This window comes from Streptomyces sp. NBC_00433 (assembly GCA_036015235.1).
GTDB lineage: Bacteria > Actinomycetota > Actinomycetes > Streptomycetales > Streptomycetaceae > Actinacidiphila.
In genome coordinates this window covers 1053232-1077311 of sequence record CP107926.1, presented here as the reverse complement: position 1 = coordinate 1077311, position 24080 = coordinate 1053232, and the positions used below count along the sequence as shown (strand labels likewise).

Here is a 24080-nt window from a genome sequence, read left to right as displayed (position 1 = left end):
GTGGGCCGGTGTGCCGTGCGGGTCAGGCCGGCTGCGGCAGTTCGGCGTCCCGCACGGGACCGTCGTCGCCGACCGTGCGGGGAGCCGGGCGGTGCCGGTCGGCGCGGCGGGCGGCCGGGCCGGTGGCGTGGGCCGCCGCCGCCATGAGGCCGCCGAGCAGCAGCCAGCCCGGTGTGCCCCAGTCCAGCAGCACGGTGGTCAGCACCAGGGGGCCCAGGGTCCGGGCGACGGTCACGCTGGTGCCGAAGAATCCCTGGTATTCGCCGATCCGGTCCGCCGGGGCCAGGTCGAAGGAGAGCTGCCAGGAGCCCGCCGACTGCTGCATCTCGGCGATCACCTGCAATATCGCGCCCACCACCAGGATGGCCGTCGCCGGCCCGGCCGAGCGTCCCGCCGACAGGGCGAAGACCGCGCAGCAGGCGAGCATCACCAGCCCCGACAGCCGTACGGCCCGCACCGCGCTGCCCAGCCCGACGACGCCGCGCGCCGCCCTTACCTGGAAGAGCGTGACCGCGAGGGTGTTGAGGACGAACAGGCCGGACGCCACCCACGCCGGGGCGTCGGTGTGCTCGGTGATCCACAGCGGCAGCACCAGGCTGAGCAGCGGCAGCCGCAGCATCAGGATCGCGTTGAGCAGCGTGACGAGCACGTACGGCCGGTCCCGGAATATCCCCGGGACCGGGGGCGCGGTCGTGGTCTGCTCCGAGTCGGCCGCGGCTCCCGAAGCCGCCTCCGTCACCGATGCCCCCGCCGCGCTCGGCGCCGTCCTGGGCAGCCGCATCAGGAGCAGCGCGCACGCGAGGAAGCACACCGCGTCCAGGGCGAGCGCGCCCCGGTAGGCCGCGGCCGTCCCGACGCTCAGGGCGAGGCCGCCGAGGGCCGCGCCGACCGCGAGGCCGCCGTTGAGTGTCGACTGCAGCCGCGCCAGCAGCCCGGTCCGCTCACCGGCCGGAACCAGCCGGGCCAGCAGGGCCTGCCGGGAGGCCGCGAGGCCGGACTGCGCCGCGGTGTAGAGGCACGCGGCGGCGACGAAGACCGCGAAGCCCCGTACGAGGAGGAAGGAGCCCACCGCCGCCGAGGTGGCCAGCGCCAGCAGCACCGAGATGCCGCGCGGCCCCCGCCGATCGGCGACCCGGCCGAGCGGCACCCCGACCAGCGAGCCGAACGCCCAGGCCAGGGTGAGCCCGAGTCCCACCCGGGCGGGGGACAGCCCGGCGACCCGGGTGAAATACAGCGCCGACGTCACGTAGAAGGCGCCGTCGCCAACGGAGTTGGCGAGCTGGGCCAGGGCCAGGCGGCGCTGCGACCGGGTTGTCATACCGATCACGGTAACGGCTGTGTGGACCGGTGATCAGGCCCACTTCGGGATCGATGTCCTGGCCCAATTCCCTGTCCGGGCCCTGCCGGGCACCTCATTCCAGAGCGGCCGCCTTGCGCAGCAGCACGGACCGCTCGCGGGCGTTGCCGCACAGCCGGGCGGCGAGCTCCAGTTCGGCCCGCGCCTCGGCGGTGCGGCCGAGGCGGGCGAGCAGTTCGCCGCGCACGCTCGGCAGCAGGTACGACCCCGACAGGCGGCCGGAGACGGCCAGTTCGTCGACGGTGTCCAGCGCCTGCCCCGGTGCGCCCGCCATCGCGACGGCCACGGCCCGGTTGAGCTCGACCACGGGTGAGGGCGCCACCCGGCCGAGCGCCTCGTAGAGGAGCACGATCCGCTCCCAGTCGGTCTCCCGCACCGAGGGCGCCGTCGCGTGCGAGGCGGCGATCGCGGCCTGCAGACCGTACGGTCCCAGGCCCCGCCCGGCGCCGATGGCCCTGCTGAGGGCGGCGAGACCGCGGCGGATCGCCGACCGGTCCCACCTGCGCCGGTCCTGGTCCTCCAGGAGCACCGGCTCCCCGTCGGGCCCCGTACGCGCGGGGAAGCGCGCCGCGGTCAGCTCGAAGAGCGCGAGCAGCCCGTGGACCTCCGGCTCGGCAGGCAGCAGGGCGGCCAGCGTCCGGGCCAGCCGGACGGCCTCGTAGGCGAGGTCGGGGCGCAGCAGCCGGTCGCCGGCCGTCGCCGTCGAGCCCTCCGTGAAGATCACGTACAGGACGCTCAGGACGGCGCCGAGCCGCTCCCGCCGCTCCTCGGGCGGCGGGAGTTCGAACGGTACGCGCGCCGCGGCGATCGTCTTCTTCGCCCGGGTGATCCGGGCCTGGACGGTCGGGGTGGGCACGAGGAAGGCGCGGGCGACCTCCTCGGTGGACAGGCCGCCCACCACGCGCAGCGTGAGCGCCACCCGGGCCTCGGGCGAGAGCACCGGGTGGCAGGCGGTGAACATCAGCGCCAGGACGTCGTCGTCGACCCGGTCCGGATCCCACGGCAGGTCGTCCTGCCGCCCGAGCGGGGCCTGCGCGCCCGAGCTGAACTCGCCCTCGGCCAGCCGGCCCGCGAGCAGGGCGTACCGCTCGTCGAGTGCCGACCTGCGGCGGAAGGCGTCGATCGCCCGCCGCCGCGCGGTCGCCAGCAGCCAGCCCACCGGGTTCGCCGGGGCGCCGTCGCGCGCCCAGGCGACGAGTGCCTCGGCCAGCGCCTCCTGCGCGACGTCCTCGGCGAGCGCGAAGTCCCCGGTGTAGCGGGCCAGGGCACCGACGATCCGGGCGGACTCGATCCGCCAGACGGCCGAGGCGGCCCGCCGCGCCGCCTCGGCGCCGGGCGGGCCGCCGACGACCTCGGGCATCAGACCTGGCCGGTCCGCTCGCGCCACGCCCGCTCCCTGACGATCCACTCGTTGTCCTGCGGGAATTCGTCGATGCCCGGGACGCGGCGGATCTCGACCTTCGACCCGGCGATCGCCGGGAGCCGCTTGGCCCACTCGACGGCTTCCTCCTTCGACGCGACATCGAGCAGGCAGAAGCCGCCGAACAGCTCCTTCGTCTCACCGTAGGGGCCGTCGGTGACCACCGGGGTCTCCGAGCTGAAGTCGACCACCACCCCCTGGGACGGGTCGTCGAGACCCTCGGTGGCCACCAGCACGCCCGCCCGGATCATCTCCTCGTTGAAACGGCCCATCGCCTCGATCATCTCCTCGAAGGGCGTCTCCATCATCTTGGCGACGGACTCGTCCGTGCCTCGCATGATCAGCATGTACTTCGCCATCATCGCTCTCCTCGGTCAGGGGTCGCGTCTCGACCCTCTCCATCCCAGGTCGAACGGCGCGGCCGCCGATCGACACGGCGGGCGCGGGCGGACCGATTTTCTTCGGACGCGGTTGACCGGGCACGCGGGAGGTCAGTAATTTACCGACCTCGATCAACACCCCGATCAACACATGGTGAACAGCCTTTTCGGAAGCCACCCCCCACGGCCGCCCGCCGCCACGACGCGACGGCCCCGACGGACGAGGTTCCCATGCGGATTCCGGTACTGGCGGCAGCCGTGGTGCTGCTCTCCTCCCTCACCCTCCCGCCGGCCGGCAGCGCCGCCGCGGTCCCCGCAGGCCACCGCGCGGACGGCGGGCGCTTCGACCGGCCGCACAGCGGGTTCGCCCCGGCCGGCACCGTGCTCCGCCGGGGCAGCCCGCGCGACGCGGGGCTCGACGCGGCGCCCATCGACGCCTTCCAGCAGCAGATGGCCGGCTGGGAGGACCCCTCCGCCGGGGCCGGCTACCTCTTCCCCGGCGCCACCACGCTGATGGCGCACGACGGAGTGGTCGTCGAACGCGGCGCCGGCGGCTACGCGGTGAAGTACGCGGACGCCACCACCGAGCTGCCCCGGGACCAGTGGGTCCCGACCCGCACCGACACCCTCTACGACCTGGCGTCGCTGTCGAAGCTCTTCACCTCGATCGCGGCCATGCAGCAGCTCGAAGCCGGGCGGATCGACCTGGACACCCCGGTGGCGCACTACATCCCGGAATTCGCCGCCAACGGCAAGGGCGCCATCACCGTCGAGCAACTCCTCACCCACACCTCGGGATTCGACGCGGACCCGGTGCCCTCGCTGTGGCAGGGCTACTCCGACATCCCCTCGCGCGAGCGGGCGATCCTCGACGCCGAGCCGATCAACGCGCCGGGCACCACGTATCTCTACTCCGACCTCAACATGCTCAGCATGCAGCTGGTCCTGGAGAGGGTGACGGGCAAGCCGCTGGACACCCTGGTGCGCGACGGCATCACGACGCCGCTGCACCTGACCGACACCGGCTACAACCCGCCGCCGGACAAGCTGCCCCGGATCGCGGCCACCGAATACGAGGCCAGTCCCGCACGCGGCATGGTGCGGGGCCAGGTGCACGACGAGAACGCCTGGGCGCTGGGCGGCGTGGCCGGCCACGCGGGCGTCTTCTCCACCGCCGACGACCTCGCGGTGCTGGCCCAGACGATCCTCAACGGCGGTACGTACCGCGGGCACCGCATCCTCAGCGGGAACAGCGTCCGGCTGATGGAGCAGAACTTCAACCAGGCCTTCCCCGGCGACTCGCACGGCCTGGGCTTCGAGCTCGACCAGATCTGGTACATGGGCGGACTGTCCGGCCCGCAGAGCCTCGGGCACACCGGCTTCACCGGCACCTCGCTGGTCATCGACCCGCAGTCGCGGTCCTTCGTCATCCTGCTGAGCAACCGGGTGCACCCCACCCGGGCCACCCCCTCGACCAACCCGCCGCGCCGGGCCATCGGCGTGGCGATGTCGCAGGCCATGCGGGTGGCGGCGCCCGGCGGCGGCCCGCTCTGGTATTCCGGCCAGGCCGGCGGCACCACGAGCACCCTGGCCACCGGACCGCTCACCGCGACCGCCCCGGTGGACGTCGACTTCGCCACGTTCGTCAACACCGAGTCCACCGACCCGCTCTGCCTGGAGGACTCCACGGACGGCGGCGCGACCTGGCACGCGCTGCCGCTGACCGTCACCGGCCAGGGGACGCCGTCCGGCACACCGGCCGCGCTGTCCGGGCAGTCCGTCCGCGCCTGGTGGCACGTGCACGCCGAGATCCCGCAGCCGGCCGGCGCCTTCCTGATCCGCTGGCGCTACACCACCGACCCGGTCTACGAGGGCCGCGGTGTCGACCTCGCCCACCTCGCGGTGACCTCCGCCGGGCACCCCGTGCCCGGCGCCGCCGCCCTCACCCCGGCCGGAGCCTGGCAACTCCTCCCGGACGCCCCCAGGCAGCCGTCCTGAACGCCGAGGCCCCGGCTCTCCCGCGTCCTGCGCGGTGGGAGCCGGGGCCGTGGGGGACCCGGCAGCGGGCCCCCCGCGGAGTGCGCGGGTCAGGAGTTGGCGGCGACCGGCGTGCCGGTGACCGCGGGCACCCACTGGTCCAGCTCGGGCCGCCAGTAGCGGGCCACGTTCAGCCGGGTGGGCTTGGCCTCGCCGGGCAGCTGGAACTTCAGCGAGCTCCACAGCGGCTTCCGCCGGACGTCGCTGACCAGGGCCGCGGCCTCGGCCCGCGGTATCGCGACCACCAGCTCCTTGGGACGGGCGCTCATCCGGCCCGCCTTGTGGAAGACCACGGCCTGCTCGGTGACCGTGACGAAGTAGTACTTCACGAACGCCTGGGCGATGACGCCCAGCGAGTTGATGAGCCACGGGCTCGGGCCGGTCACGGTGTGGATCGTGGCGATCGGCCGGTCGCCCGGGTTGATCTGCGCGATGGCCTCGGCCACCTGCTCCTGCATGGTGGACTTGCGAATGGCCATGTGGTGCCCCCAGTTTCGACGTGCTGTGACTGAAATGACGCGCCCCGTGCGCCGGGTGTGCCGGCAACACAAAGGCGACGCCGCGGTCGTGAACACGACAGCGGCGTCGCAGCGTACCGCCTTCCGGCGGTGGTGACGTCCCTCGGGGTGCGAACGCCCTTGGCCGTCGGCCCGGTTCCGTCCGGCGGGCCGGATACGGGCCGCCCGGCCTGCCCTGTCGGCGCGATCCCGCCGGGCGTCCCCGCCGAGGGCGGGGGCGCCGTATTCGGAGGATGTTCCGGTGCGGATATCGGCGGTACCGGGACAGCCGGTGAATTCGTATACGAAGTCCCCGGCCCGACCGGCTAATTCGAGGGTTCGGACGGATAGGCCACCACCGTGACGTCGACGGAGTCGACGACGGTGCAGCCCGTGGGCAGCGTTTTGAAACTGACGTCGCCGTCCTTGTCAGGCTTGGCCGTGCGCAGCGCCCTGGCGCACTGGGGCGTCGCCTCGGCCAGATAGATGATATGCGGGGTGTTCACTTCGCCGACGCTTCCGATCCCCTGGTCGACAAGGTGCCAGCTTCCGTCGCCCGGCGCGATCGGGGCGAACGGCGGTGTGCCGTCGAGGAAGTACGCCTGGTCGCCCGTGGGGTCGAAATCGAAGATCCAGCCCGTGTCGCCGCTCAGGTCGCAGGCGTCGACCTGGACGGCGGCGCCGACATTGCCGTCCGCGATCCGGTAGTTCTGCTGGGGCGAGACGATCCGCAGGTGTTTGGTGCAGGCACTCGACTCGGCGGGCGCGCCCTGGGTCTGGCTGCTCGTCACCGGTAAGGGCGTCTGCATGGCGCCCGGGGGTGGGCCGGGGTGATCGTTGTTGCCGGTGAACACTCCGGCGAGTACGGCCGCGAGAGCGGCTCCCACGACGCCGATCACGGCGACGACGATTTGCACCCTACCGTTCCGGTGCCCCCAGATTCCGCTTCCCCCGCTTTCCTCATCGGGATCCGATCCCAGTTCGTCGTCGCCCATTGTGACATCCCCCTCCGTAAAGCCTTCGAGGCAGGTTTACCATGGCCGATCGCCGTGCGACGTCCTCTTGAGGAACTCCTTGCCGGGAATTCCGCTTGGGGGAGAGCCGGGCTTGCGCCGGCCCTCAGGGAAGCCGGAAGGTGCATTATTGCAGCGGTCGGTGGCCCATTTCCTCCGAGCGGGCTGCCCCACGTATCGCGATATCAACAATGATTCCCCCAGCCCCTCATTCAACAGCCCGCACATGCCGGCGCCGCCGCCGCGTGTTCGCCCGGGGGGTACCACAGGGGCAACTAGGGTTCTCCACCGTGCCTTACGTTGAGATATCCGACCTGATCACCGTCACGGACCCGGACACCGGCCGCCGGCTTCCCGTCCGCCGGGCCGAAGTGCTGCGCAGGCTCCGCGAGTACGGTGACGAGCGCGCCGCCCGGATCGTCGCCGGGCTGCCCGCCGACCAGGACGATGTCCTCGACCCGCACGCCGTGGACTACCTGATGGTCTGCGTGCACACCGAACTGCAGCGCCTCAGCGAGGAACTGCGCATCGGCGAGCGCCTGGTGCACCTGCTCGGCCCGCTGTTCGCCGCCATCCGCGCGACGACCCCGCAGACCGGGCCCTTCCGGCTGGTCGACGTCGGCGCGGGCCTCGGCTACCTCGTCCGCTGGCTCGCCGCGACCGGCGCCCTCGGCCCGGACGTCGAACTCATCGGAGTCGACCTCGACGCGGCGCTGGTCGGCGAGGCCACCCGGCTGGCCCGCGCGGAGAACCTCGACTGCCGCTTCGTCCACGGCAACGCCTTCGACCTTCCGGAGGCCGCCACCGTCTACGTCTCCACCGGAGTGCTGCACCACTTCCGCGGCCCCGCCCTGGCGGACTTCTTCCGCGCCCAGGCCGCCTCCGAGGCGCTCGCCTTCTGCCACTACGACATCGCGGCGACCCGCCTCGCGCCCATCGGCGCATGGGTCTTCCACCGCGCCCGGATGCGCCACCCGCTCGGCCGCCACGACGGGGTCGCCTCGGCGCTGCGCGCCCACCGCGACGAGACACTGCTGCGGGCCGCCGAGGCCCCCGGCCTGCGGGCACTGCTCTACGAGCCCCGGGGCCTGGCGAACCCCTTCTGCACCACCCTGCGCCCGGTCCTCGGCGTCCGCCCGCACCTGGAGGCGCCCTTCCGCCGGCACCTCGGCCGGGCCTCGCGCAGGCTCGTCGGCCCGGAGCAGTTCACCGGGTCCGCCCGATGACCCCCGCCCTGCCGCTCGCCGCGCTCGGCCTGGTCGACGCGGCCTTCAGCGGCTTCCGCGCCTACGCGGGACGCGACGCCCGTATCCGCAAGCACCGCGCCAACGCCCGAGCCGCGCTGCGCGGTCTCACCGTCGGCTCCTTCCTGCTCCTGGCCCCCGCGCTGACGGCCGGCGCCGTGCTGCTGGCCGCACCCGACCGGGCCCGCGCCTATGCCGTACTCGCCGACGGCGGCATCGGCTACCTGCTTCCGCCGGCGGCCTACGCAGCCGCCGTGCTGCTCGCGCTCGCCGCCTACTTCGCCCTGCCCTTCCGCGCCGGGACCCTGGCCATGGTCGTGGGCCTGGGCCCGCTGACGCTGCTGCGCCCGCTCGCCGTCGCCGCCGCCTGCCTCGGCGCGGTCGCCAACGGCGGCGGCTGGGCGTCGCTGCTCGTGGGCGCGGTCGCGGGCGCCGCGGTCCTCTGCGTCGAGCCGGTCGTCCACCGCCGCTGGTATGCCCGCGTGCTCCAGCCGGCCCCCGGCGCCTGACGCCCCTCCGCCGCGCCGGCGGGGGAGGGGCGTCAGGGCCGGGCGCGGCCTCAGCTCACGGGCACGGCGGGGCAGTTGTGGTAGGCCGCGAGCAGCCACCTGCCGTCCCGCCGGGTGACCACCCAGGTCGCGACCGCCAGCCGGTCGGCCGGCACCTCGGTCTCGCCGGGGAAGAGGATGCCCGTCTCGCTGACCACCACGGCGTTGTCGTCGCCGAGGAAGCGGACGTCCAGCACCTTGTCGACGGTGGTCGAGCCCTTCAGGTGGCTGCCGAAGCCGGCCGCCATGCTGTCGCGGATCTCGTCCCTGGACTTCCGGTAGGACCCGGGCAGGATCGCGCTGGCGTCCTCCGTGTAGTCGGCCACGAAAGTGTCGGCGTCGTTGTCGTCCCAGGCCTCGTAGAGGTCTTTCAGCACCTTGAGGATGGCGGTCTCGTCGGCCGCGTGCCTCTGGTTCGTACTCAAGGTTCCCTCGCTTCACCGTACCGGTACGGATCGCCGCGGTCCGCGGCTCACCGGGAGTCTTCGCCTCCGCGGATACCTACCGGCGGGCGGGCCCGAACTCATCGCGGCCGCGGCGACTTCCTTCCGGCCCCTGCCGGCACGGTAGGGTCCCCGGCGGGGGAAGCGACAGGAGGGGGCCCGCGGTGGCGACCACGACCGAGGACATGGCGGACTTCGAGCGCCGGCTCGAGCCCTACCGGTCGGAGTTGCTGGCCCACTGCTACCGGATGCTCGGCTCGGTCCACGACGCGGAAGACCTCGTGCAGGAGACCTACCTGCGGGCTCTGCGGGCGCGGAACCGCTACGACGGCACACGCGGCTCGCTGCGCACCTGGCTGTACCGGATCGCGACCAACGCCTGCCTGACCGCCCTGGAGAGCCGCGGCCGCCGACCGCTGCCCTCGGGAATGGTCGCCCAGAGCGACCCCCTCCAGCCGCTGGCCCCAGGGGGCGAGGCCACCTGGCTCCAGCCCGTGCCCGACGCGCTGCTGCACCTGGGGGACCCGGCCGGCGCGGCCGTCGACCGCGGCAGCCTGCGGCTGGCCTTCGTCGCCGCGATGCAGCACCTCTCCGCACGCCAGCGTGCCGCGTTGATCCTGCGCGAGGTGCTCGCCTTCTCCGCCGCCGAGACAGCCGACATCCTCGGTACGACGGTCGCGTCGGTCAACAGCTCGCTGCAGCGGGCGCGCGCCCGGCTGAACGAGGCCGGCGTCCTTGAGGACCAGGTCGCCGAGCCCACGCGGGCGGAGCAACGGGCCTGCGTGGAGCGCTACATGGCGGCGTTCGAGAAGGCGGACATCGAAGGGCTCAAGCAGCTCCTCACCCATGACGTCCTCATGGAGATGCCCCCGATGCTCAACTGGTTCGTCGGGCCCGAGAACTACGGCCTGTTCATGGACTGGGTCTTCGACAAGGCGGGCACCGACTGGCGCCTCGTACCGATCGCCGCGAACGGCCAGCCGGGCTTCGCGGCCTACCGGGGCGGTGACGGCGGGGTGTTCGAGCTGCACACCCTTCAGGTCTTCACCGTCACCGCCGCCGGCATCAGCAGGACCACCGTCTTCCAGGAGGCGGAGATTTTCGCGGCCTTCGGCCTGCCCGCCGAGATCGGCGCCCGCTGAACGACCGCCGACTCACCAGATGCTGTTGAAGTCCAGCCGAAGCTGCTCGTTCGAGAGGACGGCGCCGGTCGAGGCCTGGGTGCACTCGGCCCGGCTCAGGGAGCGGTCGTAGACGCGTACCTCGTCTATGGCGCCCTTGAAGAGCTGGAGGTGGTCGGGACGTGCGCCGATGTGGATGGTGAAGGTGTCGCCGAGATTCGTGTAAGTGCCGTGGAGGACGAGGCTGTCGCTGGAGGCGGTCTTGGAGACCGCGGGTTCGGAATCGACGGACAGCAGCAACTGGTCGCCCTGGCGGCGGAAGACCACGTAGTGCCAGGCGCCGTCGTTGTACGCGGACGTGGTGCGCACGGTGAAGTGGTCGCCGGTGGCGGTGGTGATCGACCGGTGATGTCGTGGTTGCCGCCGTCCAGTTCGGCGCGCAGCCAGAACTGGGGGGCGGCGTCCTGCCCGTATCCCCAGACGATCGGGCGGGTGCCGGTCGTGGCCGTGTAGTTGATCCACGCCGCGACGGTGAAGTCCTCGCCTTGGGTCAGCCGCAGGTGGTCGGGGCAGTTGACGACGCGTACGTAGTCGTCGATGCCGTCCAGGCTCAGGGCGTGGGCGGTGCCGGAGCCGCGCGTGATGAGGGCGGCGCCCCCGTTCACGACGCCGTTGGAGCCGAGTCCGGTGCCGTCACTGGTCCGCTGGACGAGTGCGGTGGTGTTCGCGTCGAGCCACTGGGTCGTGAAGGAGGTGAAGTTGATGGTGCCGTTCGCAGTGGTGGCGGCCGTCTCGTAGACCAGGCCGATCTGCTGGGGGCTGCTCGCGTCGCCGGCCAGCCGGGTCATGTCGGAGTAGCCGGTGTGGCCTGCGTCGATCAGTGTGCCCACGTCCGTCCAGGTGGCGCCCTGGTCGGTGGAGGCGCGGATCGACATGGCCTGTCGATCGGTGCTGCTCGGGCCCGCGCGGGAGGGACCGGAGTACAGCAGCAGGCCCTTGCCCGTGCCGTCCGGGTCGGAGAGGGTCAGCAGGGAGCCGGAGACGGGAGGGCCCGTCAGGTGCGCCACGGGGGCGAAGGCTGCGTCGTCGTTCACGAAGTGCGTACCGTCGGCGTCGGTGACCCCGGCGACGCGGTGGGTGTCGGTGGTGCAGTACTGGTCGTCACGCGCGTTGACGTAGATCGAGCCGTCGGCGCGTTCGGCGAGGGCCGGCTCGTTGGCTCCGAATCCTCCGGCCGGCGGCTCCCACAGGGGACCGCGCGTCCACTGCACGCCGCCGTCGTCGCTGTAGAACAGCACCAGGCCGGTCTGGACGATCGGGGGGACGGGGACAGTGGGTTGTGCGGGGTCCACGGGGGTGACGGCCCCTGCGGGGCCGTAGTCGCCCACGACGACCATCCGGCCCGCGTGCGGTCCGTGCCGGAGCTCGACGGCGTGGCCCGGACCAGCGGAAACCCACGTCCACGAGGGATCGTCGAGCACGCTGTCGACAGGGTCACCGGCTTGCCAGCTGTCGCCGTAATCGGTGCTGGCGAGGATGTGCAAAGTGCGTTTGCCGGTGCGGACCGGATTGCCGTTCATGTCGGTGCCCACGGTGTTGTAGGCGTACATCACGGTGATACGTGCCGGGCCGCCGCCGATCGGGACGTGGACCATGGGGACGATGTTCTGGAAGGCGTCGGGAGCCTCGCCGGGGTCTTTGCCGAGCAGCGTCACGAGGCTGCCCCAGTGGGCCCCGGCGTCGTCCGACCTCTTCATCACCAGGTCGGTCTCGCCGGCGTCGGCGCAGCTGTCGACCCTACCCTCGGCGAAGGCCAGGACAGCGTGCGGGTGGGCCGGGTCGGGGACGCTGATGACCGACGGGAGCCGGTAGCAGGCGATGCCGTCCGTGTGGGCGGCGAAGGGCCGGCTGACCGTCGGCGCGGCCGCGGCCGGTGCGGCCCGGACGGGGGCGGCCCCGGCCAGGACGGCCCACACGGTCGCGGCCGTTACGACGGCCCACGTCAGCAGCGAGATCCGGCTTCGGGAAGGTAATCCTTTGTCCATTGGCGGACGGTACAGGCCCCCTGGTGAGGGAGGAAACCATTCCACCCGGCCACGGTATGGCCGACCGGTGATCGCGGGGCGAAGGCACGTACCGCCGGCGGGTGCGGGGGCTCCGCAGCGGCGGCGAGCGCAGGCCCTGAGTGCCGGGCTCACCGCCGGATGCGGCCCCGAAGGGTCAGGCGCGGCCGGGGTTGCCGGGGTGCGTCATGAGCTGCCGTCACGGTCCGGCCGGCGGGAGCGGGAGTCGTCGCCGCGGCTCCACCGGGGTGCGGGACGGTCCTTCGGGGCGGGTCTGAGCGGGAGATCGGGGACCTCGACCGCGGGCGGGAGGTCCGGAGTGAGATGGGAGTCGGGGCCACTGCCTTTCTTGCGTGCATTCATACTGTTTCGCGTGCCCGTTCGACGCCTTCCCAGTCACCCTGAGCCGGGATATCGGGCCTGATCGGAAACCGCGGGTCGGGTGGCCCCGATCCGGGGGGGGAGAGCGAGCCCCCGCCCCGGCCGTCCCGCCGCCCCGTGCCCCGCAGCCTCACCCCCCGGCGGCGACCTCCCGGATCACCGGCTCGAACTCCCGCCGCACGTAGACGTCGAAAGGCTCGGTCAGCGCACCGTCTATCACCCGCCGCACCCGGTGGCCGGCCGCGAACTCCTTGATCGCCGCGCGGGAGCCCGGCCCCACACCCCCGCCGATGATCAGCACCTCGAAATCGTCGGTCGCCAGCAGCGCCAGGGCCTCGTCGTCGGTGCTCACGCCCTCCACGTCGAATCCGTCCCCGCGTAACGTGGCCAGCACCGCCGTCACCCTGGCGGGCGTCCTACCCAGCACCAGTGTCCTCATGGTCGTGCCCCCTCCGGTACGTCGACATCAACGCGTCCGGCCCCGCCACGCCCGGCATCCAGGGGCCCACCGCGCACCCGGTCAGATGTCCCACGCGTCACAAGCGGTGCCCGATCATCACTGCCATACCCGCTCGGCTCCTGCCGAACCGCGCCGGACCCGCGCCCGGCGTCACACCCGGCGGCTCAGCGCCACTCCGTCTCATGGCTGACCAGCCGGTGGCGGACGTCGTACTGGTCGACCGAGGCGATGGTCCTGCCCTGCGGGATCGCGACGGCCCAGGCGTGGAAGACGGTGCCGGGGACGGCCGCCGCCGAGGCCTGGAGCCGGTCGCCGTCGGTGAGGGTGACGACACCGTAGGCGACGGTCGGCTCGGAATGGGCGACGAAGAGCCGGAAACCGCTGGTGCCCTTCTCGTGCAGGCCCCACAGGCCCTCCTCACTGTTCTGGCGGATGTCGTCGGGACCGTCCCCCAGGTGGCAGTCGGACCAGGGACCGCCCTGGTGGTCGACGCGGACCCCGTCGATCACCATCCGCTGGCACAGCAGCGACCCGGCCGAAGCGCCGGCGAAGTCGTGCGGGAGCGTCGGGTAGAACTCCAGGGTCACCGACCAGGCCGTGCCGTCGACGCTGCCCTGCGCCACCCGCGTACTGACCGGTCCGCCGGACGGCGAGGCGGCGGGGGTGGTCGCCCGCGGGCGCGGGCGCAGGGGCTCGGCGGCCTGGTGGTGGCCGGGCAGCGTGACGAGGAGGCCGGCGGCGGCGACCGACACGGTCGCCGCGAGCACCGCCGCGCCGCGGCGCCGGGCGCGGCGGGCCCGGCCGGCCGCGATGATGCCGGCGACGGGTGCGGGGGAGGGGTCGTGGGCCTCCACGCTGCGGGCCAGCGCTTCGCGCAGCCGGCCGCCTTCCTGGTCGGGTTCGTACGTCATCGCGGGTCTCCGTTCCCGCCGGCCAGCGAGTAGTGGGCCAGTTCAGGGCTGTGGCGCAGCTTGGCGAGGGCGCGGGAGGCCTGGCTCTTGACCGTACCGACGGAGCAGCGCAGCGTCGCCGCGACCTCCTCCGCCGACAGATCCTCCCAATACCGCAGCACCACGACCGCCCGCTGCCGCTCGGGCAGCTCCGACAGCGCGCGGACCAGCACGTCCCGCTCGGCGCCCTGCTGCGCACCTCCGCCGTTGTCGACGGCGGAGGTGTCGGGCAGCGAGGGCAGCAGCAGCTGTACGACCCGGCGCCGGCGGTGCCGACTGCGGTTGGTGTTGACCAGGGCCCGCCGCACATAGTGCTCGGCGGTCTCCGTCCGCACCCGCCGCCAGTGCGGGTAGACCTTCGCCAAAGTGGCCTGCACCAGGTCCTCCGCCTCGTGGAAGTCCCCGGTGAGCAGGTAGGCGGTATGGGTCAGCGCACGCCAGCGGGCGCCGACGAACCGGCTGAAATCGGCGTCCGGTCCGTCGTCGTGCGCGGAGAGATCAGGCTGCCGCACGGAAGGGGTGTCCCATCCTTCGTCCTCGTCGCATTCCTCGCTGCCGCGGGCGTCCGCTCAGCGCCACTCGGTCTCGTGGCTGATCCGGTGGTCCCGGGCGTCGTACTGGTCGACCGAGGCGATGGTCCTGCCCTGCGGGATCGCCACGGCCCAGGCGCGGTAGGCGGTGCCGGGCACGGTGACCGTACGGGCGGTCAGCCGGGTGCCGTCGGCCAGGATGACCACGCCGTAGGCGACCTGGGACTCCGGATTGGCGACGAAGAGCCGGAAACCACTGGTGCCCTTGTCGTGCAGGCCCCACAGGCCCGCCTCACCGCTCCTGCCGGGGTCGTGGGCACCGTCCACCGGCTGGCAGTCCGCCCAGGGGCCGCCCTGGTGGTCCACGCGGACGCCGTCGATGACCATCCGCTGGCACACCAGCGCCGTCACCTTCTTGGCGGGCGTGGAGGGAGCGTCCTTCACGCCGGAAGGCGGGAAGGACGGGATGTCGTAACCCTCGGGCAGCGTCGGGTGGAACTCCAGGGTCACCGACCAGGCCGTGCCGTGGACCTCGCCCTTGCCGATCAGCTGCCTGACGACCTTCGGGGCCGCGGGTTTCGCGGCGGCCTCGTGCGCGACCGGCGCGGCGGCCTTGTGTCCGCGTGGTGCGGCGGCCGGCGCCGCGGTGTGGTGCCCGGCGGATCCCGGGCCGGTCGCGAAAGCCGACGCCCCGAAGGAGATCCCCCCGACCGCGGCGACGGCGGCACCCGCCACGCCGACCTTCCTGATGAAACTGACAGCCACGTCTACTCCTCGTGAGAACGAACCGTGCGGCTCGGCACCGCGCGGCCCGGTGAAGGCCAAGTCCGTCCGTAGGTACTCCCGTTCACCGCTGCCGGGTTGCACGGCCGCACGAGGTTTTCCCGACCTGGCGCGGTGGCAGGTGCCGGGCGCGTACGGCCCGACGCCGCGGCCGGGCACGGGCGTGTACGACCCGACCCGGCGTACACGGCCGGGCCCGAGCGCGTACGAGACGTACGGTGACGGTCCTGCGCGGCCTGCCTGAAGACGCGGCCCGCGCCGAAGAGTTGTGCCTGCGCCGCCCGTGACGGGCGAGGCGGATGATGGCCCGGTTGCCCGCGGGCACTCTGCCGCCGGGGCCGGACGCGCAGCGCCGGCTGTTCGGCGCCCCTGCCGTGCGGCACAGCGTCCGAAGCCGCGCCGAGCGCCGCGCGTGGTACGGCCGCCCCCCTCCGAACGGCCGTCCCCTGTGGCACGACCGTACCTGCGGTCATGCCCCCGCCCCTGCCAGGTGTGAGTCGCTAACACCGCGGTAGTGTCTATCACGTGAGTGAAGGACGGCCAACCCTCAGGGAGCGGCAGCGGGCCGAGACGCGCCGGCTGATCCAGACGCACGCCGTGCGGCTCTTCACCGACCAGGGCTACGACGAGGTGACCGTGGCCGACGTCGCGGAGGCCGCCGGTGTCGCGGCGATGACCGTCTACCGGCACTTCCCCACCAAGGAGGACCTCGTCGTCGTCCCGAACCAGCCGGCCCGGCTCATCGCCGGGTTGGTCGCCGCGACGTCCGCGGCGCACCCCCTGGTGCGACGCGTCGGTGGCGCGCTCGTCGAGGCGGCCGAGGTGCTGACCTGTGGCGACGGGGACGAGACGGCGGCGAGGCGGCGGGTCCTGCTGGACTGCCTCCGGCTCATGGTCCGCACCCCCGCGCTGCGGGCCCGGCACCTGGACCGCCAGTACGCGTTGCAGCAGACCGTCATCGAGGCCCTCGGGGACACCCCGTCCGACCCTGACGGCGCCTTCCGCGCACGGGCCGCGGTCAGCGCCTGCCTGGCCGTGATGCACACGGCGATGACGCGCTGGGCCGAGGAGGACGGGCGGTCCGAACTGCCCGACCTGATCGCCATGGCGCTCACCGCCTCCTTCGGCGACGACGCCCTTGCCTGGCGTTCGGGCCGGACCGCGTCGGCCGGACGGGTTCCGTCAGGCGGGCCCGAGGGCTGACCCGGCCGGCGTACAGGGGCGTACGGGGGTGGCGTACGGGTGCGCGGGGCCTGCCCCATTGTGCCCTTGTGCCCGTCCTGCCCCGTTCGCATACTGGGCCCACAGTGTCAGGGCCATGCCGTGCAGGGGTGCCGCCGCGGTGCTCTCCGCAGTGCGCGGTGCGGCGCCCGGCGCCTTGAGCCGCGCCGCCGGGGCGACGCGACCCGCCCACCCAGGAGGCTCCGTTGAGGATCGGACACCGCTCCACCACCCGGCCCGCCGTCCGCCGATCCGGCCTGGCCGCGCTCGCGCTCGCCGCGACGCTTGCCGCCTTCGCGGCACCCGCGGCCGCCGCCGCGCCCGCACCGCGGCCTCAGGTCTCCGCCGGCGACCTGGTCTACTCCAGCAGCGGCACCGCCTGCCGGGTCCAGGTCAACGCCCGCGGCGGCACCACGTATTACATGGTCCTGCCGGGCCACTGCACCCAGGGCACCACGGCCTGGTACACGACCGCCGCCCTGACCACGTACATCGGCCCGACCGTGGCCACCTCCTTCCCCGGCAACGACTACGGCCTGGTCCGCTACGACAACCCGGCGGTGCCGCACCCCGGCAGCGGCTTCAAGTCGGTCGGCAGCGCGTATGTCGGCGAGCCGGTATGCAGCAGGAGCACGGTCAGCGGCCAGCACTGCGGCACGGTCACGGCCCTCAACGCCACGGTCAACTACGGCGGCGGCGGGGTCGTGAGCGGCCTGATCGCCACCACCGTCTGCACCGAGCCCGGGGACCCGGGCGGCGTGCTGTTCTCGGGCTCGACGGCCCTCGGCCTCTTCTCCGGCGGATCAGGCAACTGCACCAGCGGCGGCACCGGTTACTACCAGCCCCTGACCGAGGTCCTGGCGGCCTACGGGCTGTCGCTGTATTGACCCCGACCGTCGTGCGGTATCAACCGATGCCAGCAGTCCTGCTGATCCACGGCGGCCTGTGGGAAGACAGCATGGACGCCGACCGCTTCTGGGCAGCACCGGGAATCACGGCCGGCCTCGAACGAGAGGGCTTCACGGTGCTTGCACCGAACCGCCTGCACCGCCCACCGAGTTGGGATGCGGAGGTGGAGCACCTCGCCGCCGCCCTACCCAGCGGACCCGTCTCCGTGGTGGCGGGATCAAACGGGTGCTCGGCGGCCGTTCGCCTCGCGTTGGCCATCCCCGACCGGATCGCAAGACTGCTGCTGGCATGGCCCGCAACCGCAGGAGATCCCGCAGCGGACGCCCGCACCCGCATCGCCCTGACCAGCCTCGGCGCCTCCGACCGGACCATCCGGGCCCTGCTGGACGGCCAGACCCTGCGAGGCGTCACCGACGCCGAACTGGCAACGCTCAAGATGCCGATCAGCGTGCTCCCCTCAGCCCCGGAGAACCCGCTCCACCAACGCCACACCGTCGATGCGCTCCGGCGACTCCACCCCGCCGGCACCGAACTCCCCGGCTCCCCAGAGCCACCCCACCCAGCCTTCGCCCCCCACCTGCCCCAGTTCCTGGCCTCGGCCACGAGGTTCGCCGCCCACTGAGCCCCGGCCCATTCCACACCCGACTGCACCACCATGCGGCCACGCTGTACCGAAGCTCCGGCACCAAGGAGTCGTTGCTCGACGCCCCGTTGTACTCAGCCTCTACGAAAAGCGGTACGAGACCGCCAGGGTCTGCACGGACTGCGTGGACCCATGGGACGGTCTCGCAAAGTTGGTGATGAGCCATTCGGTCAACCTTCTGACCTGCGGCGGAGCTCGCCACTCGGCCTGACCTGGCGCCTTCCGCTGACCAGCGTTGGCACCCAACGGCCCTTTTCGACTGCGCTACGGACTGCTTGCAGACTGGTCCCGAGTCGTGCGCCGCTCACCCGCCGCGTTTGAGACGCCACCTGTGCCCAGGCTGTCCCGGTTCGCTGCGTTGCAAGCCCCCGATCTACCTGCCGCCTTCTACCGGGCCAACTCAGCATCCGCTATTCCTGATTGGCGAGCCCTCCTGGACTGCTTGGGGCATGGTCGCCAAGGTCAAGACCATCGACGTAGCACGGGGCGCTGTCTGCGCAAAGTTGGGTGCGACGGGTCGCCGTGATTCCGGACCGCCGCCGCACGCCCCCGGCGCTGAAGTCCCTACCACTGCCCGCCAGAGATATTGGTCGGGAGTTTGGACCGTCTGTCAAGACGAGGACGAGCGGCCACATGGGCGAGATAGGATGTTCGCGTGTATTGGAATCTATCCGCGATCGACTTGAACTCTGGTCGTATGCGGCGCCTCGTGTCGACCGTAGCGAGTCCGGCGAAGCGATCTTCCTTGTCCATGGTCGCGACCATTTGTCGCGGGAGGATGTCCGGGGCTTTTTGGAGCGATGCACTAAGCGGGAGGTTATTGTCCTCGACGAAATGGCTGGACAGGGAGCGGACATCCTGGGGAAGCTACTTGAACACGCTCAGAAGGCCGCGTACGCGGTTGTCCTGTTGACCGGAGACGACGAGGGTGGCCTCATGGGTGGGGGCAGCCTGCAGAGGCGCGCGCGTCAAAATGTGATCCTTGAGCTTGGCTTGTTCCTCGGGCTACTCGGCCGCAACAAGGTGGCGGCACTCCATGAGCCGGGTGTGGAAATCCCCAGCGACTACCTGGGAGTCACCTACGTGCCCCTCGACCCGAACAAAGCATGGCGTATGGGTCTCGTGTCGGAACTGCGCGCTGCCGGCATCGAAGCCTCTCTCGACAAGCTCTTGTAACCGCTCAACGTTGCGGTGCAACCACGGCTGCATTCGGGCCTTCCAGTGTTCAATGCCGGGGCATCGATCACTGGACGACCACCCTTAGCCGACGGCTCCAGAGTTCCTTCGGGTTGCCGTAGGTCGGTGTAGGCAAATGAGAATCGCCAATGTGCGGAGTCCCCGCCGGCAGTCGAGTCGGTAGGTCTTCGTAGGGCATCAGATCGGCAGCTTCGCATGGCCGACCTCAATCGGCCGGGTGCGCAGTGTCAGGAAATTTGCATCGGAGTGCTCCTGCTCAGGGTGTGCAAAGCATTGAGAGCCATACGGCCGATGTGGTGCTGTTCCCACGGTTCGCCGCAGCTTGGAACAGGAGGGGGATTTTGGTGCTGCCCCTTGGAGTCGGGACGGTTTTACAGCGGTCATAAACGGACCGGATGACCAGCGCAGACAACAACTAGTCCAACGCTCCGGCCCGGGCGGCAAGTGGTCGGTGAGAAATCGGATGTTGATGATCTAGCAGCATCGCTTCATTCGTCGCTGACCCTGATCGGTACCCCGTGCTCGTTGCGCTCGTACACACGGCGGGTGTTCTTGTCGATCTTGTGGGCCACCTCGTCGCCGAGGTCGATGCCGTTCATCTCCGCGAGGGCCACCAGGTAGAGGAAGACGTCGGCCAGCTCCTCGCCGAAGTCGGGGAGGCCCTTGCGCCAGGCGGTGAAAGCCTCGCCGATCTCGGCGGTCAGGAGGCCGAACTCCAGGGGCACGTCGGTGGTGTTGAAGCCCTTGGCGGTCTTGTTCTCCCAGGCGAGCTTCTGGGCGGACCGGATGTCCATGGCTCCTCCGACGAGTGGGGCAGCAGGTCGGTCGCAGCCTAGCGAGGTGAGGAACGCGTCCGAGCTGATCAGCCAGGTCGCCGCGCTGGGCAACCCGCGCACCGCGCTGGTCATGCAGGCCGACGGCCCGTACGACATCAAGGAGGCCCAGCAGGACTTCCCGGCGATCGTCTTCAGCGGCTACAACGGCGAGAGCCAGGGCTCGGCGCACGCCCAGGTCCTGTTCGGCAAGGTGAACCCCTCCGGGCACCTGGACTTCACCTGGTACGCCGACGATTCGCAGCTCCCGCCGATGGACAACTACGGGCTCACCCCGTCGCAGACCGGCGGACTCGGCCGTACGTACATGCACTTCACCGGCAAGCCGACCTACCCCTTCGGATACGGCCTGTCCTACTCGCAGTTCGCCTACTCCCACGTCAAGGTCGGACCCGGTTCGGTGTCCGCCGACGGCACCGTACGCGTCGGCTTCGACGTCACCAACACCGGCAAGGTCGCCGGCTCGACGGTCGCCCAGCTCTACGCGGCGCGGCAATTCACCGTGCCCGGCGCGGAGTTGCCGAAGGAGCAGCTGGCCGGCTTCCGTAAGACGGCGGTGCTCGCGCCGGGGCACACCCAGCACATCGACCTGTCCGTCAAGGCCGCCGACCTCAGCCAGTGGGACGAGGGCGCGCTGAAGCAGGTCGTCCGCAACGGCGACTACCAATTCCGCGTCGGACCCGACTCCGCCACCGCGGCCGGAACCGGCACGGTACAGGTGCACGGCGCCATCACCCCGCGGGTGCGGTCGGTCACCGTCCAGCCGGGCCAGGTGGTCTTCAAGGCCGGCGACACGCTGAACCTCACGGGCAAGAACCCGTGGATCGCCCCGGACACCGATCCCACGCTCGAGCAGCAGCACGCGGCCGCGGACAGCATCGTCGAAGCGGCCGACAACGACCAGTCGTTCGCCGACCTGTCCCGCAGCCGCGTCACCCACCGCTCCAGCGACCCGCGGGTCGCCACGGTCAGCCGCACCGGCGTGGTCGCCATGCGGGCGCCCGGTGCCGCGACGATCGAGGTGACGGTGGACGGTGTGACCGGCACGGCCCCGATCGTGGTGCAGAGCCCGTTCACCCTCCAGGCGGCGGGCATCGTCAAGCCCAACACCACGATCACCGCGACCGCGACCTTCGCGAACACCAGCGCCCAGGCGATCCGCAACCTGTCGATGGAGCTCGGCTCGCCGAGCGGCTGGACCGCGGCGCCCACCTCGCCGGTCTCGGTGTCCAACGTCGCCCCCGGCGGGCAGGTGACGGCCACCTGGAGCGTCACCGTCCCGGCGTCGGCGAGCCCCGGCGCCAAGGCCGAACTGGACGCCACGGCGGCCTTCACCGGCGGCGCCGGCGCCTACACCCAGGCCGCCGTCAGCACGCTCACCGTGACCTCGGGCGCCACCCCCGAGCAGGTCACGCCGGTGGTGACCGGGATGAGCCCGGCGGCCGGCTCGCTCCAGGTGGTCGTGCACAACCCGTCGGACACCCCGACCACGGTGACGGCCGTCAAGTGGAAGCTCGGCAGCGCGACGGGCACGCAGCCGGTCAGCGCGACCATCGCCCCCCAGGGGTCGGCCACCGTGGACGTACCCGTGACGGGCATCGGCTTCGCCAAGCAATACGCCTTCCCGGTGACGAGCGTCATCTCCGGTGACCTGTCGTCGGAAGCCCTCACCGGGCACGTCACCTTCCTGCCCGTGGTCAACAAGAGCCTCGGCAAGTCATGGACGCTCGACCAGGTGAAGGACGGCCCCGCGGTGGACCTCGCCACCACCGCAGACGGGACCTGGGTGTCGCTGGACGGCTCGCAGCCCTACGGCGGCCCGTCCGACCTGTCGGGCAAGGTGTGGCTCGACTGGGACGCCGACAACCTCTACCTGACGGCGGACATCACCGACGACGTCCAGTCGGAACCCGCGACCGACGCCAACATCTGGCAGGGCGACTGCCTGCAGTTCGCGGCCACGTCGGGGGTGCCGGGCTCGTCGGCCACCGAGAGCAGCGCGTCGGCGGCCGGACACTACGAATACGGAGCCGCGCTCACCTCGCTCGGCGCCCGGCTCTACCGGTGGACCGCTCCGACCGAGGGCAGCGGCCCGGTCACGGACGCGACCGTCAACGTGACCAGGGACGAGGCCACCCACACCACGCTCTACGAACTGGCGGTGCCGTGGAGCGACCTCACCTCGGTGCAGCCGACGGCGAACAACGTGTTCTCCTTCGCGCTGGACCTCAACGAGAAGGACAACGGGGTCCGCAAGGGCTACACGCAGTGGGGTGACGGCATCGGCTCCAGCAAGGACGTCGCCGGGTTCGACATGGCCCAGTTGGTGCCCGCGAGCTGATCACGGCCGGGACGGCTGCCGGAGGACCCGGCAGCCGTCCTTCGGCTGTGGCGCGCATCGTGCCCGGACGACCGCCCTCGGACGGCTGTCCTCAGACGACCTGCATCTGCGCCATCATGCCCATCGAGGCGTGGTCGAACAGGTGGCAGTGGTAGACGTAGACGCCCCGGTAGCCGCCGAAGGTGGCCTGCAGCTTCACCGTCTCGCCCGCTTTGAGCATCACGGTGTCCTTGAGCCCGCTCTCCGCGCCCGAGGTCACCGCCACCCCGTTGCGTTCCAGCACCCGGAACTGCACGAGGTGGATGTGGAAGTTGTGCGGCGCGCGCAGGTTGGCGTTGGTGACCGTCCAGACCTCGGTGGTGCCGTAGGCGATCGTGGTGTCGATCCGCTGGTCGTCGAACTCCTTGCCGTTGATGTACGCGTAGGCGGGCTGCGGCTGCGACTCGTCCATGAGGAGGCTGAAGGAGCGCTCGACCGTGGCGGGCGGCAGCGGCGGGAGGGTGCGCAGCGCGGCCGGGACCACGCTGGTGTCCCGCGCGGTGCGGGTGACGCGGAATTGCAGCACCTGCCCCACGTCGGCCGGCTGTCCCGGCGGCTGCGCGATGACATTCCGCAACTCCAGCTCCGTGCCCACCGGGTAGCGCGAGAAGTCGATCACGACGTCGGCGCGCTCGCCGGGCGACAGCGTCACCGACGCGGTCTCGAAGGGGGCGGCGAGCAGTCCGCCGTCGGTGCCGATGACTGTGATCGGCGAGCCGTCCGCCAGGGCGAGGGCGAAGGAGCGCAGATTGGCCGTGTTGTAGAAACGGAAGCGGTATTTCCGGGCGGCCACCTCGAAGTACGGCCACGCCCTGCCGTTGGCGAGGATCACCTGGCGGTTCGCGAAGTCGTTCATCTCGTAGTGGAGTTGGCCGTCCTCGTCGAACCGCGCGTCACGGATCGAGACGGGCACGTCGTAGCGCCCCGACGGGAGCCCGAGCCGGGTCTCCACCTTGTCGTGGAGCAGATAGGTGCCGGTCAGACCGCGGAAGACCGTCTCGGACTCCTGGTGGTGCGCGTGGTCGTGGAACCAGAGGTTCGCGTGCGGCTGCTCGTTCGGGTAGGTGTACGTCTTGGTGCCGCCGCCGGTGGCGATCAGGTCCATCGGGGCCCCGTCGCTCGACGACGGCACGTGCGCGCCGTGCAGGTGGACCGAGGCGGTGACGCTGAGGCGGTTGGTCTGCGTCAGGACCACCCGGCGCCCGGACCAGGCGTGCAGGACAGGACCCGGGAAGTGCCCGTTGAAGGTGTTGACCTTGGTCAGGAAGCCGGGGATGACCTCCGCGCGGGCTTCCTTCATGGTCAGGCGGTAGTAGTCGGCCGTGGGCGACACCGCGTGCGGGAGGAGGGCGGGCAGCACCGGCATCTTCCGGGTGTATTTGGCGATGCTCGCCGGGTCGATTCCGGTGGTCGGCGCGGCGCTGCTCGTCGGTGCGGAGAGCAGGAGGCCGCCGGCGCCGATGGCGCCGGCGGCGCTGGTCGTCACGACCGCGCCACTTAACAGTAATGACCTGCGCTTGATCACAGAAATCCCCCCATGAGAAGAACGCGTCCGCGAGCGGTACGCAAAAGTGACCGGCGCGCGCCGGTCATTCGAGCACCGACAGTAGTGCGCCCGCGGCTTTTCCCGCAGGGCTTCATCCCTTTGTCCTGGCAGGGTAATCATTTCG

Annotated in this window: 22 protein-coding genes; 9 read left to right on the top strand and 13 right to left on the bottom strand. The window is 71.6% G+C overall.

All coding sequences use genetic code 11. The features are described 5' to 3' along the window. Window positions 1-22: 22 nt before the first annotated feature. The 3 genes from OG900_04140 to OG900_04130 all read right to left on the bottom strand — a co-directional run bounded on the left by OG900_04140 (window position 23) and on the right by OG900_04130 (window position 3139). Window positions 23-1318, bottom strand: coding sequence for an MFS transporter (locus tag OG900_04140; GenBank protein ID WUH89417.1), 1296 nt, complete (start codon window positions 1316-1318; stop codon window positions 23-25). Window positions 1319-1412: 94 nt separating this feature from the next. Next, a complete protein-coding gene (locus OG900_04135) occupies window positions 1413-2744 on the bottom strand; it encodes a sigma-70 family RNA polymerase sigma factor (GenBank protein WUH89416.1) in 1332 nt (443 codons plus the stop codon). Continuing rightward, the gene (locus OG900_04130) at window positions 2717-3139 is read right to left on the bottom strand and encodes a YciI family protein (protein ID WUH89415.1); all 423 of its coding nucleotides are present in this window, start codon (window positions 3137-3139) and stop codon (window positions 2717-2719) included. Before OG900_04130 ends, OG900_04135 begins: the two co-directional genes overlap by 28 nt. Window positions 3140-3388: 249 nt before the next feature. On the opposite strand from OG900_04130, the gene OG900_04125 reads away from it, so the two are divergent. Then, a complete protein-coding gene (locus tag OG900_04125; GenBank protein ID WUH89414.1) occupies window positions 3389-5155 on the top strand; it encodes a serine hydrolase in 1767 nt (588 codons plus the stop codon). Window positions 5156-5244: 89 nt separating this feature from the next. On the opposite strand, the gene OG900_04120 is transcribed toward OG900_04125, so the two are convergent. Both OG900_04120 and OG900_04115 read right to left on the bottom strand, forming a co-directional pair. Next, window positions 5245-5673, bottom strand: coding sequence for a hypothetical protein (locus tag OG900_04120; protein WUH89413.1), 429 nt, complete (start codon window positions 5671-5673; stop codon window positions 5245-5247). A 344-nt stretch (window positions 5674-6017) separates the two neighbouring features. Further along, on the bottom strand, window positions 6018-6686 hold the full coding sequence (locus OG900_04115) for a hypothetical protein (GenBank protein ID WUH89412.1): 669 nt from the start codon (window positions 6684-6686) through the stop codon (window positions 6018-6020). Between the two features lie 308 nt (window positions 6687-6994). Here OG900_04115 and OG900_04110 point away from each other — a divergent pair, with 308 nt between their 5' ends. Both OG900_04110 and OG900_04105 read left to right on the top strand, forming a co-directional pair. After that, window positions 6995-7930, top strand: coding sequence for a class I SAM-dependent methyltransferase (locus tag OG900_04110; protein WUH89411.1), 936 nt, complete (start codon window positions 6995-6997; stop codon window positions 7928-7930). Next, window positions 7927-8457, top strand: coding sequence for a hypothetical protein (locus tag OG900_04105; protein WUH89410.1), 531 nt, complete (start codon window positions 7927-7929; stop codon window positions 8455-8457). Before OG900_04110 ends, OG900_04105 begins: the two co-directional genes overlap by 4 nt. Window positions 8458-8507: 50 nt before the next feature. On the opposite strand, the gene OG900_04100 is transcribed toward OG900_04105, so the two are convergent. Continuing rightward, complete coding sequence (locus tag OG900_04100) at window positions 8508-8921, bottom strand: SgcJ/EcaC family oxidoreductase (protein ID WUH89409.1); 414 nt, start codon at window positions 8919-8921, stop codon at window positions 8508-8510. Between the two features lie 182 nt (window positions 8922-9103). Between OG900_04100 and OG900_04095 the strand changes: the two genes are divergently transcribed. Beyond that, a complete protein-coding gene (locus OG900_04095) occupies window positions 9104-10081 on the top strand; it encodes a sigma-70 family RNA polymerase sigma factor (protein ID WUH89408.1) in 978 nt (325 codons plus the stop codon). Between the two features lie 125 nt (window positions 10082-10206). Here OG900_04095 and OG900_04090 read toward each other — a convergent pair whose 3' ends face one another. The 5 genes from OG900_04090 to OG900_04070 all read right to left on the bottom strand — a co-directional run bounded on the left by OG900_04090 (window position 10207) and on the right by OG900_04070 (window position 15209). Then, complete coding sequence (locus tag OG900_04090) at window positions 10207-12105, bottom strand: glycoside hydrolase (protein ID WUH89407.1); 1899 nt, start codon at window positions 12103-12105, stop codon at window positions 10207-10209. 529 nt (window positions 12106-12634) lie between these two features. Then, window positions 12635-12943 (bottom strand): hypothetical protein, encoded by a 309-nt coding sequence (locus OG900_04085; GenBank protein WUH89406.1) that lies wholly within the window; start codon window positions 12941-12943, stop codon window positions 12635-12637. Between the two features lie 185 nt (window positions 12944-13128). Next, complete coding sequence (locus OG900_04080; protein WUH89405.1) at window positions 13129-13875, bottom strand: hypothetical protein; 747 nt, start codon at window positions 13873-13875, stop codon at window positions 13129-13131. Next, window positions 13872-14426: a SigE family RNA polymerase sigma factor gene (locus OG900_04075; protein ID WUH89404.1), complete on the bottom strand. Its 555-nt coding sequence runs from the start codon at window positions 14424-14426 to the stop codon at window positions 13872-13874. The genes OG900_04080 and OG900_04075 overlap by 4 nt, the downstream gene beginning before the upstream one ends. A 57-nt stretch (window positions 14427-14483) precedes the next feature. Beyond that, window positions 14484-15209 (bottom strand): hypothetical protein, encoded by a 726-nt coding sequence (locus tag OG900_04070; GenBank protein WUH89403.1) that lies wholly within the window; start codon window positions 15207-15209, stop codon window positions 14484-14486. A gap of 543 nt (window positions 15210-15752) precedes the next feature. Here OG900_04070 and OG900_04065 point away from each other — a divergent pair. The 4 genes from OG900_04065 to OG900_04050 all read left to right on the top strand — a co-directional run bounded on the left by OG900_04065 (window position 15753) and on the right by OG900_04050 (window position 19176). Beyond that, window positions 15753-16430 carry a TetR/AcrR family transcriptional regulator gene (locus OG900_04065; protein WUH89402.1) on the top strand — a complete coding sequence of 226 codons (678 nt, stop codon included), beginning with the start codon at window positions 15753-15755 and terminating at the stop codon, window positions 16428-16430. A gap of 224 nt (window positions 16431-16654) precedes the next feature. Next, window positions 16655-17335 (top strand): S1 family peptidase, encoded by a 681-nt coding sequence (locus OG900_04060; protein ID WUH89401.1) that lies wholly within the window; start codon window positions 16655-16657, stop codon window positions 17333-17335. 26 nt (window positions 17336-17361) lie between these two features. Next, on the top strand, window positions 17362-17979 hold the full coding sequence (locus OG900_04055) for an alpha/beta hydrolase (protein ID WUH89400.1): 618 nt from the start codon (window positions 17362-17364) through the stop codon (window positions 17977-17979). A 654-nt stretch (window positions 17980-18633) separates the two neighbouring features. After that, window positions 18634-19176, top strand: a complete 543-nt coding sequence (locus tag OG900_04050) for a nucleotide-binding protein (GenBank protein WUH89399.1) — start codon at window positions 18634-18636, stop codon at window positions 19174-19176. A gap of 509 nt (window positions 19177-19685) precedes the next feature. Here the strand turns inward: OG900_04050 and OG900_04045 are convergent. Beyond that, window positions 19686-19991 (bottom strand): hypothetical protein, encoded by a 306-nt coding sequence (locus OG900_04045; protein ID WUH89398.1) that lies wholly within the window; start codon window positions 19989-19991, stop codon window positions 19686-19688. A 46-nt stretch (window positions 19992-20037) separates the two neighbouring features. Between OG900_04045 and OG900_04040 the strand changes: the two genes are divergently transcribed. Then, entirely contained in the window at window positions 20038-22371 is a 2334-nt protein-coding gene (locus OG900_04040) for a glycoside hydrolase family 3 C-terminal domain-containing protein (protein WUH89397.1), read from the top strand. 91 nt (window positions 22372-22462) lie between these two features. Here the strand turns inward: OG900_04040 and OG900_04035 are convergent, their stop codons facing one another. Beyond that, the gene (locus OG900_04035) at window positions 22463-23896 is read right to left on the bottom strand and encodes a multicopper oxidase family protein (protein WUH89396.1); all 1434 of its coding nucleotides are present in this window, start codon (window positions 23894-23896) and stop codon (window positions 22463-22465) included. Between the last annotated feature and the right edge of the window lie 184 nt (window positions 23897-24080).